The sequence below is a fragment of the Microbacterium sp. A93 genome (assembly GCF_051842835.1).
In genome coordinates, this window is sequence record NZ_JBPXMT010000008.1 from 369,563 (window position 1) to 385,300 (window position 15,738).

14 protein-coding genes and 2 tRNA genes are annotated in these 15,738 nt (G+C 69.8%); 6 read left to right on the top strand and 10 right to left on the bottom strand.

All coding sequences use genetic code 11. The features are described 5' to 3' along the window. The first annotated feature begins 20 nt into the window (after positions 1-20). The 4 genes from ACSU1G_RS21060 (at position 21) to ACSU1G_RS21075 (ending at position 3,859) form a co-directional block, all read left to right on the top strand. Complete coding sequence (locus ACSU1G_RS21060) at positions 21-728, top strand: response regulator transcription factor (RefSeq protein ID WP_439281956.1); 708 nt, start codon at positions 21-23, stop codon at positions 726-728. Between the two features lie 37 nt (positions 729-765). Next, positions 766-2,436 (top strand): ATP-binding protein, encoded by a 1,671-nt coding sequence (locus ACSU1G_RS21065; RefSeq protein WP_439281957.1) that lies wholly within the window; start codon positions 766-768, stop codon positions 2,434-2,436. Positions 2,437-2,521: 85 nt separating this feature from the next. Beyond that, positions 2,522-2,812, top strand: a complete 291-nt coding sequence (locus tag ACSU1G_RS21070; RefSeq protein ID WP_439281959.1) for a WXG100 family type VII secretion target — start codon at positions 2,522-2,524, stop codon at positions 2,810-2,812. A gap of 105 nt (positions 2,813-2,917) precedes the next feature. Next, on the top strand, positions 2,918-3,859 hold the full coding sequence (locus ACSU1G_RS21075) for a DUF4031 domain-containing protein (RefSeq protein WP_439281961.1): 942 nt from the start codon (positions 2,918-2,920) through the stop codon (positions 3,857-3,859). Positions 3,860-3,962: 103 nt separating this feature from the next. Here ACSU1G_RS21075 and groL read toward each other — a convergent pair whose 3' ends face one another. The 3 genes from groL to ACSU1G_RS21090 all read right to left on the bottom strand — a co-directional run bounded on the left by groL (position 3,963) and on the right by ACSU1G_RS21090 (position 6,905). Beyond that, positions 3,963-5,600, bottom strand: a complete 1,638-nt coding sequence (gene groL, locus ACSU1G_RS21080) for a chaperonin GroEL (RefSeq protein WP_439281962.1) — start codon at positions 5,598-5,600, stop codon at positions 3,963-3,965. A 254-nt stretch (positions 5,601-5,854) separates the two neighbouring features. Beyond that, positions 5,855-6,580 carry a LytR C-terminal domain-containing protein gene (locus ACSU1G_RS21085; RefSeq protein WP_439281963.1) on the bottom strand — a complete coding sequence of 242 codons (726 nt, stop codon included), beginning with the start codon at positions 6,578-6,580 and terminating at the stop codon, positions 5,855-5,857. 34 nt (positions 6,581-6,614) lie between these two features. Next, positions 6,615-6,905, bottom strand: coding sequence for a DUF3263 domain-containing protein (locus ACSU1G_RS21090; RefSeq protein ID WP_439281964.1), 291 nt, complete (start codon positions 6,903-6,905; stop codon positions 6,615-6,617). Positions 6,906-7,003: 98 nt separating this feature from the next. Between ACSU1G_RS21090 and ACSU1G_RS21095 the strand changes: the two genes are divergently transcribed. Continuing rightward, positions 7,004-7,693, top strand: a complete 690-nt coding sequence (locus ACSU1G_RS21095; RefSeq protein ID WP_439281965.1) for a uracil-DNA glycosylase — start codon at positions 7,004-7,006, stop codon at positions 7,691-7,693. 25 nt (positions 7,694-7,718) lie between these two features. Here the strand turns inward: ACSU1G_RS21095 and ACSU1G_RS21100 are convergent, their stop codons facing one another. Both ACSU1G_RS21100 and ACSU1G_RS21105 read right to left on the bottom strand, forming a co-directional pair. After that, the gene (locus ACSU1G_RS21100; RefSeq protein ID WP_439281967.1) at positions 7,719-9,584 is read right to left on the bottom strand and encodes a threonine/serine exporter family protein; all 1,866 of its coding nucleotides are present in this window, start codon (positions 9,582-9,584) and stop codon (positions 7,719-7,721) included. Positions 9,585-9,689: 105 nt separating this feature from the next. Beyond that, positions 9,690-9,766: transfer RNA gene (locus tag ACSU1G_RS21105), tRNA-Val, on the bottom strand. A gap of 111 nt (positions 9,767-9,877) precedes the next feature. On the opposite strand from ACSU1G_RS21105, the gene ACSU1G_RS21110 reads away from it, so the two are divergent. Then, complete coding sequence (locus tag ACSU1G_RS21110) at positions 9,878-10,534, top strand: DsbA family protein (RefSeq protein WP_439281968.1); 657 nt, start codon at positions 9,878-9,880, stop codon at positions 10,532-10,534. Here ACSU1G_RS21110 and ACSU1G_RS21115 read toward each other — a convergent pair. The 5 genes from ACSU1G_RS21115 to ACSU1G_RS21135 form a co-directional block, all read right to left on the bottom strand. Further along, positions 10,500-11,246, bottom strand: coding sequence for a TMEM164-related integral membrane acyltransferase (locus tag ACSU1G_RS21115; protein WP_439281969.1), 747 nt, complete (start codon positions 11,244-11,246; stop codon positions 10,500-10,502). The two genes, ACSU1G_RS21110 and ACSU1G_RS21115, sit on opposite strands and share 35 nt — an antisense overlap. 4 nt (positions 11,247-11,250) lie before the next feature. Beyond that, on the bottom strand, positions 11,251-12,597 hold the full coding sequence (locus ACSU1G_RS21120; protein ID WP_439281970.1) for an NtaA/DmoA family FMN-dependent monooxygenase: 1,347 nt from the start codon (positions 12,595-12,597) through the stop codon (positions 11,251-11,253). A gap of 29 nt (positions 12,598-12,626) precedes the next feature. Further along, entirely contained in the window at positions 12,627-14,465 is a 1,839-nt protein-coding gene (locus ACSU1G_RS21125) for a SpoIID/LytB domain-containing protein (protein WP_439281971.1), read from the bottom strand. Positions 14,466-14,583: 118 nt separating this feature from the next. Beyond that, positions 14,584-14,660, bottom strand: a tRNA-Thr gene (locus ACSU1G_RS21130). Between the two features lie 83 nt (positions 14,661-14,743). After that, positions 14,744-15,616: a DsbA family protein gene (locus tag ACSU1G_RS21135; protein ID WP_439281972.1), complete on the bottom strand. Its 873-nt coding sequence runs from the start codon at positions 15,614-15,616 to the stop codon at positions 14,744-14,746. Positions 15,617-15,738: the final 122 nt, after the last annotated feature.

The following is a 15,738-nucleotide window of genomic DNA, read 5'->3' on the forward strand; positions in this document are numbered from 1 at the left end:
ACGGGGGGACGATGGAGACCATGAAGTCCAAGGAACCCGAAGCCAAGCTGCTGGTCGTCGACGACGAGCCGAACATCCGCGAGCTGCTCTCCACCTCCCTGCGGTTCGCGGGTTTCGAGGTGGTGGCAGCCGCCAACGGTCGCGAGGCGCTGGCCGCCGTCGAGAAGGACCAGCCGGACCTCGCCGTGCTGGACGTCATGCTCCCGGACATGGACGGTTTCACGGTGACCCGCAAGCTGCGGGCCGCCGGGCGCCACTTCCCCGTGCTGTTCCTCACCGCCCGGGATGATACGGATGACAAGGTCACGGGCCTGACCGTGGGCGGAGACGACTACGTCACCAAGCCGTTCTCCCTGGACGAGGTGGTGGCCCGCATCCGCGCCGTACTGCGCCGCACCGCCCCGACCGAGGGAGACGAGGCGATCCTGCGTGTGGACGATCTCGAGTTGGATGACGATGCCCACGAGGTCCGCCGCGCCGGCGAGGTGGTGGAGCTCTCCCCCACCGAGTTCAAGCTCCTGCGCTACCTGATGATGAACCCCAATCGGGTGCTCTCCAAGGCACAGATCCTGGACCACGTCTGGGAGTACGACTTCAACGGGGACGCCTCGATCGTGGAGTCCTACATCTCCTACCTGCGCCGGAAGATCGACCGAGCGGACCTGCCGGACATGATCCAGACCAAGCGCGGCGTCGGCTACCTGCTGCGGTCAGCGGACAAGCGCTGACCCGCCGGGGTCCGAAGACCGTCATGCCTGACTGCCGATGACTGCCACCGTGAACCACCACGGACGCTTCCGGCCCTTCCACGAGCTCGGACGCCTGTGGAAGACCTCCTCCCTGCGGACGCAACTGGTGGTGATGACCACCGGCCTGATGCTCCTGGCCGTGATCATCACCGCCGCCCTGACGGCTTCTCTGTTCCGGCAGGAGCTGGTGCGGCAGATCGACGAGGACCTGTTCGTCAACCGGAACAACGTCTCCCGGTACCTGACGTCCCTGGGCACGAACGTCGACTTCTTCTCCTCCCCCCAGTCCATCCTGCGGTTCTACGGGGAGCTGCAGGACAACGAGGGCAAGACCACCACGAACTCGTCCTTCACGGGGGCCAACGAGGACCGCCCGCAGGTCCCCTCCCTGGACGCCGCAGAGGTCGTGGAGCGTGACAACGACGCCTTCGAGGTCCCCGGCACCACGGAGGCCTCCCGCGGCTGGCGCGTGCAGATGTACCGACTCGAGTCGGGTGAGGGGTCCCTGGCGATCGCCCTGCCCCTGGAGCCGGTCCACGATTCGGTGGACCGGGTGACCTCGCTCGTGGCCACCATCGGCCTGCTGGCCACCGCCGGCGCCTCCGTCATCGCCTATGGCGTGACCACACGCGCCTTCAAGCCCCTGCTGCGGGTCGAGCGCACCGCGGCCCAGATCGCCGCCGGGGACCTGTCCCGGCGGGTGGAGATCGGCGCCCCGGACACCGAGGTCGGGCGGCTCTCCCGGTCCCTGAACGCCATGCTGGCGCACATCGAGATCGCCTTCCGGTCCAAGGAGCGGTCCGAGGAGAAGATGCGCCGGTTCATCCAGGACGCCTCCCACGAGCTGCGCACCCCGCTGGTCACCATCCGCGGCTTCTCCGAGCTCTACCGGCACGGCGGCATCTCGGACCCGGAGGACGTCGGCGCCGCGATGGGGCGGATCGAGGGCGAGGCCAAGCGCATGGGCCAGCTGGTGGAGGACCTGCTGACCCTCGCCCGGTTGGACGAGCAGCGTCCTCTGGAACACCGGCCCGTGGACCTGATGATGCTGGCCCACGACGCGGTGTTGGACGCCCGGGTGAACGCGCCGGACCGCGAGGTCCGGCTCGAGGGGCTCGACGGCGGCCGGGCCGGGTCCGCGCCCACGGTCGGGGACGAGGGCAAGATCCGGCAGGTCATCGCCAACCTCGTCACCAACGCCCTGCGGTATACACCGGAGGGCACCCCGCTGGAGATCGCCGTCGGCACGGTGGATGTGCTGCCCGGCTCCGTCCATGCCGACGGCCGGCAGGTCCACGGATCCCGGGACTCGGTCATCGAGATCCGGGACCACGGGCCGGGCATCGACGAGGAGGACGCCAACCGCGTCTTCGAGCGCTTCTACCGGGCCGACTCCTCCCGCCAGCGGGAAACCGGCGGAACGGGGCTGGGACTGGCCATCGTGGCCGCGATCGTGGCCCAGCATGACGGCACCGTGCGGCTGGACCAGACTCCCGGCGGAGGGGCCACCATGTCCATGCGCCTGCCGTGGGTGGGCCCTTCAGACGGTGCCGAGCCGGGCGACGCCGATGGGGTTGATGCGGCGGACGACGCCGATGAGGCGGAGGACACCTCGACCGGAGCCCTCCCCATCCCGCCGCGTCCTCCACAGCCGCCGGGAGCGGGCCATCCGTCCACAGAGGGGTAACACCGGCACGGCGGGACTCCGGGGCCCCGCCTAGCGTGGAAGGCGCCGGGGACCACCGGCACCGCCCCGCCCCTCAGGAGAGAACATGGCACTCGTCCACATCGACACCGAAGACCTCATGGCCAAGAGCCAGGCCGTGGAGTCCTCCATCGGCCGCCTGCAGACCGAGGTGAACGCCATGGAGGCCAACCTCCGGCAGCTGCAGGACACCTGGCGCGGCCAGGCCGCCAACAACTTCCAGACCGTGCTCACCGAGTGGCGCGCCACCCAGGCCCGGGTGGAGGAATCCCTCGTGTCCATCCGCGGCGCCATGACCCACGCCGCGCAGCAGTACCTGGACGCGGAGACGGCTAACGCCTCCATGTTCCGCGGCTGACGTCCCCGCCCGGTCGAGGGTACTGAACCCCCGCTTTCAGTTGAGTCGGGGTGGGTGTTCCAGCAGACCACCCACCTCGACTCGACGGAAAACTATGATGGGGGCATGACGGTCCTGATCGATCCGGCGCGGTGGCCGGCCCACGGCACCGTGTTCTCCCATCTGGTCTCGGAGACCTCCCTCGAGGAACTCCACCGCTTCGCCGCGGCCGCCGGCATCTCCCGGAGGGCCTTCGACGGAGACCACTACGACGTCCCGGTGGAGCGCTACCGCGAACTCGTGGCCCTCGGCGCCGAGGAGGTCAGCGGGGCCGAGCTGGTCCGCCGCCTGGTGGCGTCGGGCCTGCGGATCCCCGCCGCCCAGCGCCCCGGCAAGCTGGACAAGATCCTGGTCCAGCGCTTCAACCGACTGTTCCCGGGCACCTCTCCGCTGGAGCGGGAGCCAGTCGTCGCAGACCTGTTGACCCGGTGGTCCGAGCCGCATCGGCACTACCACGATCGATCCCACCTGCTGGCCGTGCTGAAATCCATCGACGTGCTCGCGCGGCACGGTGAGGACTGCGGCCGGTGGACCCGCAGCGTGAAACTGGCCGCGTGGTTCCATGACGCCGTCTACCGCGGGGATCCACAACAGCCGGCGGGCCAGGACGAGGAGGACTCCGCCGTGCTCGCGGAGCACACCCTGGCCGAGCTCGGGGTGCCGGACCCGGAGATCGAGCAGACGGCCCGGCTGGTGCGGATGACCGCCACCCACGATCCGGACCCGCAGGACCGGGCCGCCGCCGTCCTCTCCGACGCCGACCTCGAGGTCCTGGGCCGCAACCGGGGCGACTACGCACGCTATCTGGCCGCCGTCCGGGAAGACTTCGCGCACGTACCGGACGCGGACTTCGCGACCGGCCGGGCCGCCGTCGTGCTGTCCCTGCTGGAGCAGCGTCCGCTGTACCGGACCGCCGCCGGGGCCCGGCTGTGGGAGCGCCCCGCCCGGCGGAACCTGTCCGCCGAGCTGCACCCGACCGCCCGCCACTGGACCCGCCCGGGACTTTGAGTTGAGTCTGTGTGGGTCTTAAACGCCAGAACCCCCACCAACTCGACTGAAAGCGAGGTGGTGGGGGTTCCGTGAGAGCTGGGCGCTCAGGTGATCACGAGGATCACATCATGCCGCCCATGCCACCCATGCCGCCCATGTCGTCGCCACCCGGCATGGCCGAAGCCGGCTCGGGCTTGTCGGCCACGACGGCCTCGGTGGTGAGGAACAGGCCGGCGATCGAGGCGGCGTTCTGCAGGGCAGAGCGGGTCACCTTGACCGGGTCGTTGACGCCGGCGGCCAGCAGGTCCTCGTACTCGCCGGTGGCGGCGTTGAGGCCGTGGCCGTCGGGCAGGGACCGCACCTTGGCGGCCACGACGCCCGGCTCCATGCCGGCGTTGAACGCGATCTGCTTCATCGGCGCCTCGATGGCCACCTTGACGATGTTGGCGCCGGTGGCCTCGTCACCCTCCAGGGAGAGCTTGCCGAAGGCCTTGGCACCAGCCTGGGTCAGGGCCACGCCGCCGCCGGCGACGATGCCCTCCTCCACAGCTGCCTTGGCGTTGCGCACGGCGTCCTCGATGCGGTGCTTGCGCTCCTTGAGCTCCACCTCGGTGGCGGCACCGGCCTTGATGACGGCCACGCCGCCGGCCAGCTTCGCCAGGCGCTCCTGCAGTTTCTCGCGGTCGTAGTCCGAGTCGGTGTTCTCCATCTCGGCGCGGATCTGGGCCACGCGGCCCGCGATCTGCTCGGCATCGCCGGCACCCTCGACGATGGTGGTCTCGTCCTTGGTGATGACGACCTTGCGGGCGGTGCCCAAGGTCTCCAGGCCGGCGTTCTCCAGGGTCAGGCCGACCTCTTCGGAGATGACCTGGCCACCGGTGAGGATGGCGATGTCGGCCAGCATGGCCTTGCGGCGGTCACCGAAGCCCGGGGCCTTGACGGCCACGGACTTGAAGGTGCCCTTGAGCTTGTTGACCACGAGGGTGGCCAGGGCCTCGCCCTCGACGTCCTCGGCGATGATCAGCAGGGACTTGCCGGACTGCATGATCTTCTCCAGCAGGGAGACCATGTCCTTCACGGAGGAGATCTTGGAGTTGACGATGAGGATGTAGGGATCCTCCAGCACCGTCTCCTGGCGCTCGGCGTCGGTCACGAAGTAGCCGGAGAGGTAGCCCTTGTCGAAGCGCATGCCCTCGGTCAGCTCGAGCTCCAGGCCGAAGGTCTGGGACTCCTCGACGGTGACGACGCCCTCCTTGCCGACCTTGTCCAGGGCTTCGGCGATGAGGGAGCCGATCTGGGTGTCGGCGGCGGAGATGGACGCGGTGGCCGCGATCTGCTCCTTGGTCTCGATCGGCTTGGCCGAGGCCACGAGCTCCTCGATGACGGCGGCGACGGCCTTCTCGATGCCGCGCTTCAGCGACAGCGGGTCCGCCCCGGCGGCGACGTTGCGCAGGCCTTCCTTGACGAGGGCCTGGGCCAGCACAGTGGCGGTGGTGGTGCCGTCACCGGCGACGTCGTCGGTCTTCTTGGCGACCTCCTTGACGAGCTCGGCACCGATCTTCTCGTACGGATCCTCGAGCTCGATCTCCTTGGCGATGGAGACACCGTCGTTGGTGATGGTGGGGGCGCCCCACTTCTTCTCCAGCACCACGTTGCGGCCGCGGGGGCCGAGGGTGACCTTCACGGCGTCGGCGAGGATGTTCAGTCCACGCTCCAGGCCGCGGCGGGCCTCTTCGTCGAATGCAATGGTCTTGGCCATGTGTGCACTGTCCTTTCTGGACCTTGGCGTTGCTTGGCAGTGTTCAACCGACCTGTGCAGTGCCCGCGACGGACGGCCCGGCAAAGGGCCTCACCACGTTCAGGTCTACCCCGGCGGCCTTGACCACCCGCATGCCTGCGGGCTTGGCAGTCACAACCTCGGAGTGCTAAGTCCATATTTAGCACTCGCACCCTCCGAGTGCAAACGGCCTCCACCCTGCAGACCCCCGTTCAGCGCGTGGCCGAATCGGAGTCTCAGCCGGAGTAATCCGCGTTCAGCACCACCGCGATGCCCGGGACCCGGGCATCCTGGACCAGCGGCAGGCCCAGTCGGCCGGCCACGGCCTGTGCGGTGGTCGCGTTCTGGGAGTAGTACACGGCTGACTGCTGCACGGGGAAGCCCTGCCAATTGCCGGATCCGGCCACGGTGAAGCCGCCGGCGGACAGCCCGCCGGAGACCCGTCCGGCGAGCCCTCCGATCGAGGAGGCGTTGTAGACCTCCACGGGCGCGGTGGTGTCACCCGTGTCCGCAGCTTCCGTCTCCGTCGCCTCCGGAGATTCCGTCGCCTCCGGAGATTCCGTCGGCTCTGGGGATTCCGTGGGCTCCGGGGACTCGGTGGGTTCCGGGGACTCGGTGGGTTCCGGGGACGCAGAAGCGGGTTCCGACTCGCTCGCACTGGGCGCCGCGGAGTCTGACTCCGGGGACAGCTGCGACTCCGTCTGGCTCGCGGCAGGCTCCGACGGGGCCGAGGCGCTGGCTGACGAGCCGGCTGCGGCGCCGGTTCCGAACGCCCCGGAGGGCAGCAGGGAGGGCAGGACCAGGAAGCAGAAGGCTCCGACCGCCAGGGCCAGGGCGGCCGCCACGGAGATGCCCACCAGGCCTGAGGGCCCGGCCGTCACCGGCGGGGCCTGCCGGTGGGCTCCCTTGCGGTCGCTGTAGGCGGGCACATCGTCGAAGCGATCACGCGGATACTGGGTCATGGGCATGGGTCCGTCTCAGCCGCGGTGGCGGCGCTCAGGCTTCCTGCCGGCGGGCGTTGCGCGCACGGTGGCGGGTGGTCCGCAGCCGGCGCAGCCGTTTGACCAGCATGGGTTGGCGTGCGAGGGCCTCCTCGCGGTCCAACAGCCCGTTGAGCACCTGGTAGTAGGTGGTCGCGGAGAGCGAGAACCGGTCCCGGATGGCCTGGTCCTTGGCGCCACCGTACTTCCACCACTGGTTCTCGAAGTCCAGGATGTCCCGGTCCCGCTCGGACAGCCCGCCCGCTGCCGCCTGGGCGGCATCCTCGGCGGCGTGCTCTGCTGACATGGGTGGTCCTTCCAACGCGATTCGTCCTGCACAGTCTACCGGTCCAAACTACAGCCATGTCATTCACCGGGCCTGTTCCCGCCCGGTAGTCTGCCGCCGTGGACACCCCTCTGATCACCCCCCTGGACCCCGGCTGGGAGCGCGCCCTGGCCTCGCAGCGCGAGGCCCTGGCCGGCGTCGGGCAATCCATCACCGCACGACGCGCGAGCGGCGAGCAGGTCCTGCCGGCGCCGGAGGACATCCTGCGGGCCTTCCGGCAGCCCTTCGACGACGTCCGGGTGCTCATCCTGGGGCAGGACCCCTATCCCACGCCGGGCCACCCGATCGGGCTGAGCTTCGCCGCGGACCGCCACGTCACCCCGCTGCCGCGCTCCCTGGGGAACATCTACCGCGAGCTGGAGACCGACCTCGGCATCCCGCCGGCCTCCCATGGGGACCTCTCGGCCTGGACGGACCAGGGGGTGCTGCTGCTCAACCGGGTCCTGACGGTGGCAGCGGGCCGGGCGGGCAGTCACCGGAACCTGGGCTGGGAGGCCATCACCGAGGCCGCCGTGGCGGCGCTGGCGGCCCGGGAGGCGCCCCTGGTGGCGATCCTGTGGGGTGCCGACGCGCGGAAGATGGCTCCGATTCTGACGAGGCACGGCGGGGGCCGGGTGGACCTGCTGGAATCGCCGCACCCCTCGCCGCTGTCCGCCTATCGGGGGTTCTTCGGATCCCGGCCCTTCAGCCGCACCAACGAGCTGCTGACACAGGCCGGTGCGGCCCCGGTCGACTGGCGGCTGGACTGAGCGGGCGCCCCTGAGCCCCGGAGGGTCAACGGCGGCCGATCCGCCGGCGCTCGTTGGCCTGCAGGGCTCTGGTCAACGGCCGGGCGATGGTGTCACCCAACACCACCCCGGCGGCGATCGCCATGATGATCGCCGAGGCGTCGAACAGCCCCACCAATCCCTCCTGCATGGCCCCGCTGTTCATGGCGATGTTGTACATGGACCGGAAGATCTTCAGACCGGGCAGCAGGAAGAGGATGCCGGGGACGGCGACCACGAGCTGCGGGGCGCCCATGCGCAGGGCCACGTAACGGCCCAGGGCGCCGATCACGACGGCGGCGATCCCGGGTGTCAGGCGCGGGCCGGTCCCGATCGCCTCGGCGCCCACGTAGACGAGGAACCCCATCAGGGAGACCAACGCGGTGGGCAGCAGCAGGCGCCAGGCCGACTGGTCGAAGATCCCGTCCGCCGCGGTGGCCACGACCACCAGGATCCCCAGCAGCCAGATCGGGTGGTTGGACACCGCCTCATTGGCCAGATCCAGCTCCGGCACCCCGAGGATGGAGGAGAACACCACGGCCGCGATGATACCGGCCATCAGCCCCGCGAACACCAGCGCGGCGGAGACGAACCGGCCCGCCGCCGAGACGGGGAAGCCGTTGATCGCGTCCTGCATGGCGGAGACGAAGCGACCGGAGGGCAACAGCAGCATGATCCCGCCGGCCACCACGAGGGAGGGCGCCAGGGGCACGTGCAGTGTGTAGAGCACCAACGCGATCACGGTGGCGATGAATCCACCGACCATGATGGAGAAGAACTCCGGGATCCGGGCCTTGCCCAGCAGGTTCACCATCCCGATCAGCAGCATGGTGGACACCAGCGCCACCCCGGCACCGATCACGGTGGCGCCGATATAGGCCGTGAAGGCCGCCGCGAAGATGCCCGAGGCGAGGATGGTCAGCCACGGCGCGAACGGTTTGGGCTTGTGCCGGATGTCCGCCAGCCGCTGCTGGGCGGAATCGCGGTCCATCTCCCCCGAGGAGACTCCGGAGACCAGCTGATGCAGCAGGGCCAGGCCCGCATAGTTCTGGGACCAGGACCGCACCACCCGGTGCAACGAGTACGGGGTCTTGCCGCTGGGGGCGTAGTTCAGGGCGATGGACTGGTTGGTGATGTCCACCTCGGTCTCGTGCACGCCGAAGGCCTGCGTCACCACGATGATCGAGGTCTCCACCTCGAGGGCACCGGCGCCGAAGCGGAACATGGTCTCCCCCAGCTTCAGGGCGAAGTCCAGGGTGGTGCGGGCATCGGCATCCGCGTTGCGGGTGGTGCGCAGATACGGGTTGGCGTAGGGGCTGTCCGCAATCCGATGGACGATCGAGAGCGTCTGCGTGGGCAGCGGCTCGGAGTGCATCATCCGCTTGAAGGCCGTCCCGCCCGAGAAGCGTTGGCGCCCCTTGGTGGGCTTCTTCGGCGCCGAGACACCCAGCGTGCCGACCGGCGCCGCGGCGGGTGTCTCCCCCGTCACCGGTCCGGCGGGGGACAGCACGGACTGTGGCACGGGGTCCGAGACCGGTGGCTCCGTCAGCGGCGTATCGGTCAGCGGCACGTCAGCCGCCGGGGCCTCGGCCTGGGGCATCGCGGCGGTGTCCCCGCCGGGTGCCTCCGGCGCGCCCACCACGCTGGTCCCGGACTCCGTGCGGATCGGCTCGGCCCGTCCGGCGGCCGGTCCCAGCGGGAAGTCGATGGCCGAGGTCGGTGCGTGGACGGTGCTCTCCGGCTCCGCGTCCGGCTCGCCCGTCTCCGGTTCCGGCTCCTTGCGGGACGGCCTGATGATGGGGATCTCGGCCAGTTCGACCGGCGGCTCCTGGGCGTGGCGATCTCCCAGCCGCGTGTTGGGGTTGTCCTCCACCGCAGCTCCCTTCAACACGTAGCACGGCACGGCTCGGTGCCCTCAATAACTGTACTGGTGCGTTAACGGCTGAAGGGCCCAGAGCGGGCCCCTCAGGTGAAAAAGTGGTGGATCTTACTGGACTCGAACCAGCGACCTCTCGCGTGTGAAGCGAACGCTCTAACCAACTGAGCTAAAGATCCGTCAGCGCCGGGCCGCCCGCAGATGCAGGGCCCCGCAGCTATGAAAGCCTAGCAGAACACTCGCCGAACCGAAAAACCGGCCTCCGTCCTAGCCCCCTTAGGATGGTTGTCATGCGCACCGATCCGTCCCGACTGGGAGTCTGCCTGACCGTGGCCGCCGCAGCGGCCCTGATGCTGACCGGCTGTGCGGACGCGATCCGCAGTGCCGGCTCCGGCGGAGGCTCCGAGCCGTCGGCCGCCCAGACCACCCGCCAGGTCCAGGTCTTCGAGGACTTCGCCTGCCCCCACTGCGCGGCGTTCCACGATCACTATGGCGGGTTGGTGCACGGCTTGGTGTCCGGCGGCCAGGCCGCCGTCGACTACCGGATCGTGGACTTCCTGGGCCGGGGTGACCCCGAGTCCTGGTCCACCCGCGCCGCCACGTCCTACTACTGCGTGGAGCAGACACTCGGGGACTCGGATGCCGCCGCCGGGACGCTGCACGGGTTCCAGACCTGGCTCTTCGAGCAGGCGCCGGCCCAGCCGGATGACGAGACCCTCGTGTCCCAGGCCGGTGAGATGGCCGGGGACGCCGGCGACGCCGAGGAGATCGGTCAGTGCATCGCCGCGGACGGCACCGCCGAGACGATCGAGGCCGCGATGTCCGACTTCTCGGACTTCGGCCTCCGCGGCGTCCCGTCCGTCTACTCCCCCGCCGAGGGCGCGCTGTACAACCCCGAGGAACACGGGGACCTCAAGCTCTGGCTGACAGGTTCCGAGGCGCGGTAGCCTCGTTCTCCGTGGCGTAGCCTCCGTCCCGGAGCACCGGGAACCGCCGTGACACGGCGTAGCCGATCCACATCAGCGCTAGGGTGGCGGCGCAGGCCGCCAGCCAGTACAGCGGTTCGGGGACCTCCCGCAGGAACGGCCGGTACTTGAGGTAGAAGTAGTTGCCGTCCGTCAGCGCGTTGACGGCCAGCGCCACCCCGAAGTAGACGATGAACCAGCCGTAGGCACGCCGGAGTCCGCGGGCGGTGGGGCGCCAGCCGTAGGCGATGCCGGCGAAGACGGGCACCAGGATGATCACGGCATGGCTGACCAGGAAACTCCACCCCATCAGGTGGTCCAGCGGCTGGATCCGCTGCGGGTAGAGGAACGTGGCATAAGCGTAGAGCCCGAGGTAGAAACCGACCTCCAGCACGGCCCTGCGCCCGGTGACCAGATACGCCACCAGGACCAGGGTGGTCACGCGGGAGAGGTGCAGTGGCGCCGAGTCGCCCCAGTCCCAGCCGGCCACGGCCGCCTGATACCAGTAGAGCGCCGTCTGCTGCGCCAGGGCCAGTAGCAGGAAGGACCACCGCAGCACCGAGGCGTGGGTCCGCACCGTGGACCGGAACATGGACAACAGGCTCAGCCCTGCCAGCACCGTCCCCAGGGCCAGCAGGTGGTCCGTCCCGAACAGCGGGATATACGGTGCCAGCGGGTCCAGGAACGAACTCATCGGGTCACCGGCGGAACCGGGCGCCGGGGTGACCGGCCGGCAGCGTGTCGGTGCCCAGGAAACGCTGCCTCACGGTCCCGCCACGGGGTGTGGCCGGGATCAGACCCCGCCGGCGCAGCTCCGGGGAGACGTGTTCGGCAAAGGCCGCCAGGTCCGGTCCGCGCAGGGCGTGGTCCACGTTGAAGCCGTCCACGCCGGCCTCCTGGAGCCAGCGTTCCAGCTCGTCGGCCACGGTGGTCCCGGAACCGACGATGACCGGGCCTCGGGCCCCGATGGCCATGAAGGTGGCCAGGTCCCGGATGGTCCAGGCACGGTCCGGGTCCAGGGTGGTGAAGGACTGCAGGGCCGAACGGTTGCCCTCGATCTCCACATGCTCCAGCACGTCATCCGGCGAATACCGGGCCAGGTCCAACCCGGTCCACCCGGCCAGCAGGGACAGTGCGGCATCCTCGTCCACGTAGTGGGCGTAGTCCTGGAGCCGGGCGCGGGCCTCGGCGTCGGTGGCCCCGGCGATCACGGTCACCGAGGTGATGGTCTTCAGGGTGCTCGCGGGCCGGCCGCTGGCCGCCAGCCGGGACCGGACACCGTCCGTGAGGGGACGGACGTTCTCCGGGCTCGTGCCGGAGAAGAACAGCGCCTCGGCGTGCTGTGCGGCGAAGTCCAGGCCCCGCGGGGAGGAGCCGGCCTGGAAGAGGAAGGGGGTGCGCTGGGGGCCCGGAAAGGTGAGCGAAGGCCCCGGGACCGTGAAGTACCCACCGGCGTGGCCGGCGTCGTGCACCTTGGCGGGGTCCAGATAGGTGTTGGACGCGGGGTCCGCCACCAGGGCGCCGTCCTCGAAGGTGCCCTCCCAGAGCCGGTAGACGACCTCCATGAACTCGTCGGCGCGGTCATAGCGGGCATCGTGCGCCAACTGCCCGGTGGTGCCGAGGTTGGCCATGGCCGAGGCCTGATAGCTGGTGACGATGTTCCAGGCGATCCGTCCGGCCGTGAGGTGGTCGAGGGTCGCGAACTTGCGGGCCAGCAGGTAGGGCTGCTCGTAGCTGACGGAGGCGGTCACGCCGAAGCCGAGCGTGGTGGTCGCCGCGGCGAGCGCGCTGACGGCCAGCAGCGGGTCCAGTGTGGGGTACTGCATGCTGGCCCGGATGGCCGTGTGGCCCGAGCCGTCGTACACGTCGTAGACCCCGGCCACATCGGCGAGGAAGAGGGCGTCGAAACCGGCCCGCTCCAGCTCCTGCGCGTGCCGGGTCCAGAATCCGAGGTCCCGGTACTGCTCGGTGTCCGCCTCCGGGTGCCGCCACAGGCCGGTGGACTGGTGGGTGGGGACCATCATGTCCAGGGAGCACAACATCATCCCGCCATCATCCCACCGGCGGGACGGCCTCAGCGCGGCGTGACGGAGGCGATCGCGGCGCTCTTCAGCCCCAGCCGGGTGCGGAACTGGTTGCCGGTGATCTGCGAGGTGGTGCCGTCCGAGGCGGTGGCCGTCATCCAGTCCGTGTACCCGGAGTTCTTGTTCACCGCGGTCTCCTCCACGGTGAGCACGTTCGGCAGGCCGAAGGCCTGGGCCACCTGCTGCTGGGTCACCGTCTGGGTCCAGGACCTGTTCGGGTTGGCGGCCGTCAGGCTGTAGGGGTCGGCCTTGCTCGTCAGGTACGGCACGGTATTGCCCCACTGCTCCTGCGCGCCGCGGGTGCGCCCTGCGCTGGAGGAGAAGTAGGTGGCGTCAGCCACCGCGCCGTTGTAGTAGAGGGCCTGCCGGGAGGTCTTGTCCACGGCCGTCTTCCAGAAGGCTCCGTAGTGGCCGTTGCCCTCGTTCTCCTTGGCCCAGCCGGTGAACTTCTGCGAACGGACGTCGTCATAGACGTGGCAGTCGCAGTCCTCCTTGAGCGACCGCATGTTCCGTAGGGCGTAGGACCGTCCGGCGATCGCCTGCGCCTGCAGGGCTGCCTCGTTCCAGGCCGAGGGCATCTCGTCCACGCCGTAGAGGTACTCGTCATCCATCCTCAGCTGCGTGACCACGTTGAGCTGGCTGTCCTGGTCCAGGGTGACCACCAGGCGGCCGTGGCGTAGGACCAGGTCGGTGCTGGTGCCGTTGGCGTCGGGGACCGTGACGGTCGTCTTGCTTCCGTTCGCGTCCCAGAACCGTGTCCCGGTCCACTCGAGCGCCACCGAGCCACTGCCCTTCGTGGTCCCGTCCGGCAGTGTGGCCACCACGTGGCCGTCCTTCACCGTGAACGTCACGGCGCCCTCGGTCTGGGGCAGTTGGGTGGATCCGGAGGCGCGGACCCGGAGTGCGCCGGTCCCGTCCACGGTGATCTCGTCCGTGGAGACGAGGTGCACGCTGATGTCCTCCCGCGCCAGGGCCGGGGCCTGCGCCATCGCAGCGGGGCTGTAGTAGTGGCTCAGGATCTGCCGGGCCGTGGAGCCCTCCACGGCCATGGCCCGGGCCCCGTACTGGCTCATCCCCACACCGTGACCCCAACCCGCACCGGTCACCGCGAAGGACACCGGGAACACCGTGGTGTCGTAGCCCATCTCACCGGCCACCTTCCAGATGAGCTGGGCGGCCTCACCGCGGGAGATCGACCGTCCGGGCCGGAACGTGCCGTCCGCGTAACCACGGCTGATGCCCTCGGACTTCATCCAGGCGATGTACTGCGCATAGGACGAGCCAGCCGGCACGTCCGAGAACGGGTCGCTGCCCGGCACCGGGGCGTCCGCGCCGGCCGCGCCGTAGAGGATCTTGGCCATCTCCCCGCGGGTGATGGACCGGTACGGCCGGAAGGTCCCGTCGGTGTAGCCGCTGACGATCTCCTCCTGGACCATCCAGGAGATCGGCGCGTACCAGGAGGAGCTCGCCGGCACGTCCGGGAAGGGGCTCTCGGCCGGCGACGTGGTGTCCGGATCGATCAGTCGGAACAGGAACGCCGAGGCCTGAGCACGGGTGATGTCATCGTTCACGCCGAAGGTGCCGTCCGTCTGGCCCGTGGTGATCTCGTGCTGGATCATCCAGGTGACGGCCTCGTGGAAGGTGTGGGTGGCCGGGACATCGGGAAAGGAGGAGGGGGTGGCCGCACGGGCCGGTGCGGCACCGGCCAGCAACGGGCCCGAGGCCACCACCAGCAGGGCCGCCAGGGCCAGGGTCAGGACCCGGCGAACGGACTGCCGGAGCAGGGCGGGACGGGGAGGGTGCGCGGCTGGCGCGAGGATGACGGGCACGGCGGTCCTTACGGAGGAGTCGTCGGGACGTCTGGCCCGCTGCCCGCGGCAGCGTCAACGTCCCCACTCCTCAGTATGCGCCGGGAGCCGGGGCGGGCGGCAGGTTCTGACGCCGCGGTGGAGCCCCCTACCGGATTCGAACCGGTGACCCCCTGTTTACAAGACAGGTGCTCTGGCCAACTGAGCTAAGGAGGCGGAAAAGGGCCGGCTCCGGGCCACACCAGCGAGTACGCGGCGGGGAACGGAATCCGGCCCTTCAAGGGTAGCCGATCAGCCGATCACTCCCGTTCGGCGATCTTGCCCTCCACGTACTCGGGGAACGCGACGCTCTGGTCCCAGTTCTCCCCCTGCACCCACACGGACGGGGTGCCGGCGATCCCGGCCTCGCGGGCCGCCGAGCCGGTGTGTGTCACGAAGGGACGGTACTCATTGGAATCGATGCAGCCGTTGACGTCGGCGCCCAGGCCGGTGGCCATCTCCTGCAGCTCGTCATCGCTGAGGCCCTGGCCCTCCTTCGTGGCATAGCTCGCGAAGATCTGGCTCAGGAACGAGTTGTAGTGCTCCGGGGACTGCTCGGCCATGCAGGCCAGGGCGTTGCCGGCCCGGGACGAGTAGTTGCTCGAGGCCGGGGTGTCCAGGTAGTCGAGGATCCGGTACTCCACCGTGACCTCGCCGGCGTCCAGCCATTCGGCCAGCTGGCCCGCGTTCTGCTGCTCGAAATCGGCGCAGTGCACGCAGTTCGCGTCCGCGTAGACGATGATCTGGGCCGGCTCACCGGCCGGCCGGGCCTCGCCACCGGGGACGGAGGGCGGGACCTCGCCGGTCATCTCGGGCTGGGAGGTGTCCGCGTTGTCCACCTCGGTGAACGCCTCGTCCCCCGGGGCCAGCGCGGTGCTGGAGGTCAGGGTGATGCCGCCCTGGTCGTTGGCCGCACTCGGTGCCGGACCGGCGTCCGGGATGGCCCGGGAGGAGTTCATGAAGATGACACCCACCACCACGGCGATCACCACCACCACGGCAGCCACCACGCCCCAGCGGACCATGAGGGAGCGTCGCTTCTCCTGACGGCGCTGCTCCTCCTGCATCTGCCGGGCCTTCTCGCGGGCGGTCTGCTGCCTCTGGGCCTTCGTCTGCTTGTTGCTGGTCGCCATGGGCCTGCCTGTCGTCCTGACTCTCGGGGTCGTAAGCGGTCTCGGATGCCGGGCCGGGGTCCCCCGCCCTGAGGCCTCCGGGCCAAGGGCTAGGGTACCGGTCCAACCTGACAGTGGGGTTC

Coding starts and splice junctions, on each gene's coding strand:
- ACSU1G_RS21075 (WP_439281961.1), top strand. CDS start 2,918: ATGACGGTCCTGATCGATCCGGCGCGGTGGCCGGCCCACGGCACCGTG.
- ACSU1G_RS21085 (WP_439281963.1), bottom strand. CDS start 6,580: ATGACCCAGTATCCGCGTGATCGCTTCGACGATGTGCCCGCCTACAGC.
- ACSU1G_RS21110 (WP_439281968.1), top strand. CDS start 9,878: ATGCGCACCGATCCGTCCCGACTGGGAGTCTGCCTGACCGTGGCCGCC.
- ACSU1G_RS21065 (WP_439281957.1), top strand. CDS start 766: ATGACTGCCACCGTGAACCACCACGGACGCTTCCGGCCCTTCCACGAG.
- ACSU1G_RS21120 (WP_439281970.1), bottom strand. CDS start 12,597: ATGATGTTGTGCTCCCTGGACATGATGGTCCCCACCCACCAGTCCACC.
- groL (WP_439281962.1), bottom strand. CDS start 5,600: ATGGCCAAGACCATTGCATTCGACGAAGAGGCCCGCCGCGGCCTGGAG.
- ACSU1G_RS21060 (WP_439281956.1), top strand. CDS start 21: ATGAAGTCCAAGGAACCCGAAGCCAAGCTGCTGGTCGTCGACGACGAG.
- ACSU1G_RS21070 (WP_439281959.1), top strand. CDS start 2,522: ATGGCACTCGTCCACATCGACACCGAAGACCTCATGGCCAAGAGCCAG.
- ACSU1G_RS21135 (WP_439281972.1), bottom strand. CDS start 15,616: ATGGCGACCAGCAACAAGCAGACGAAGGCCCAGAGGCAGCAGACCGCC.
- ACSU1G_RS21115 (WP_439281969.1), bottom strand. CDS start 11,246: ATGAGTTCGTTCCTGGACCCGCTGGCACCGTATATCCCGCTGTTCGGG.
- ACSU1G_RS21090 (WP_439281964.1), bottom strand. CDS start 6,905: ATGTCAGCAGAGCACGCCGCCGAGGATGCCGCCCAGGCGGCAGCGGGC.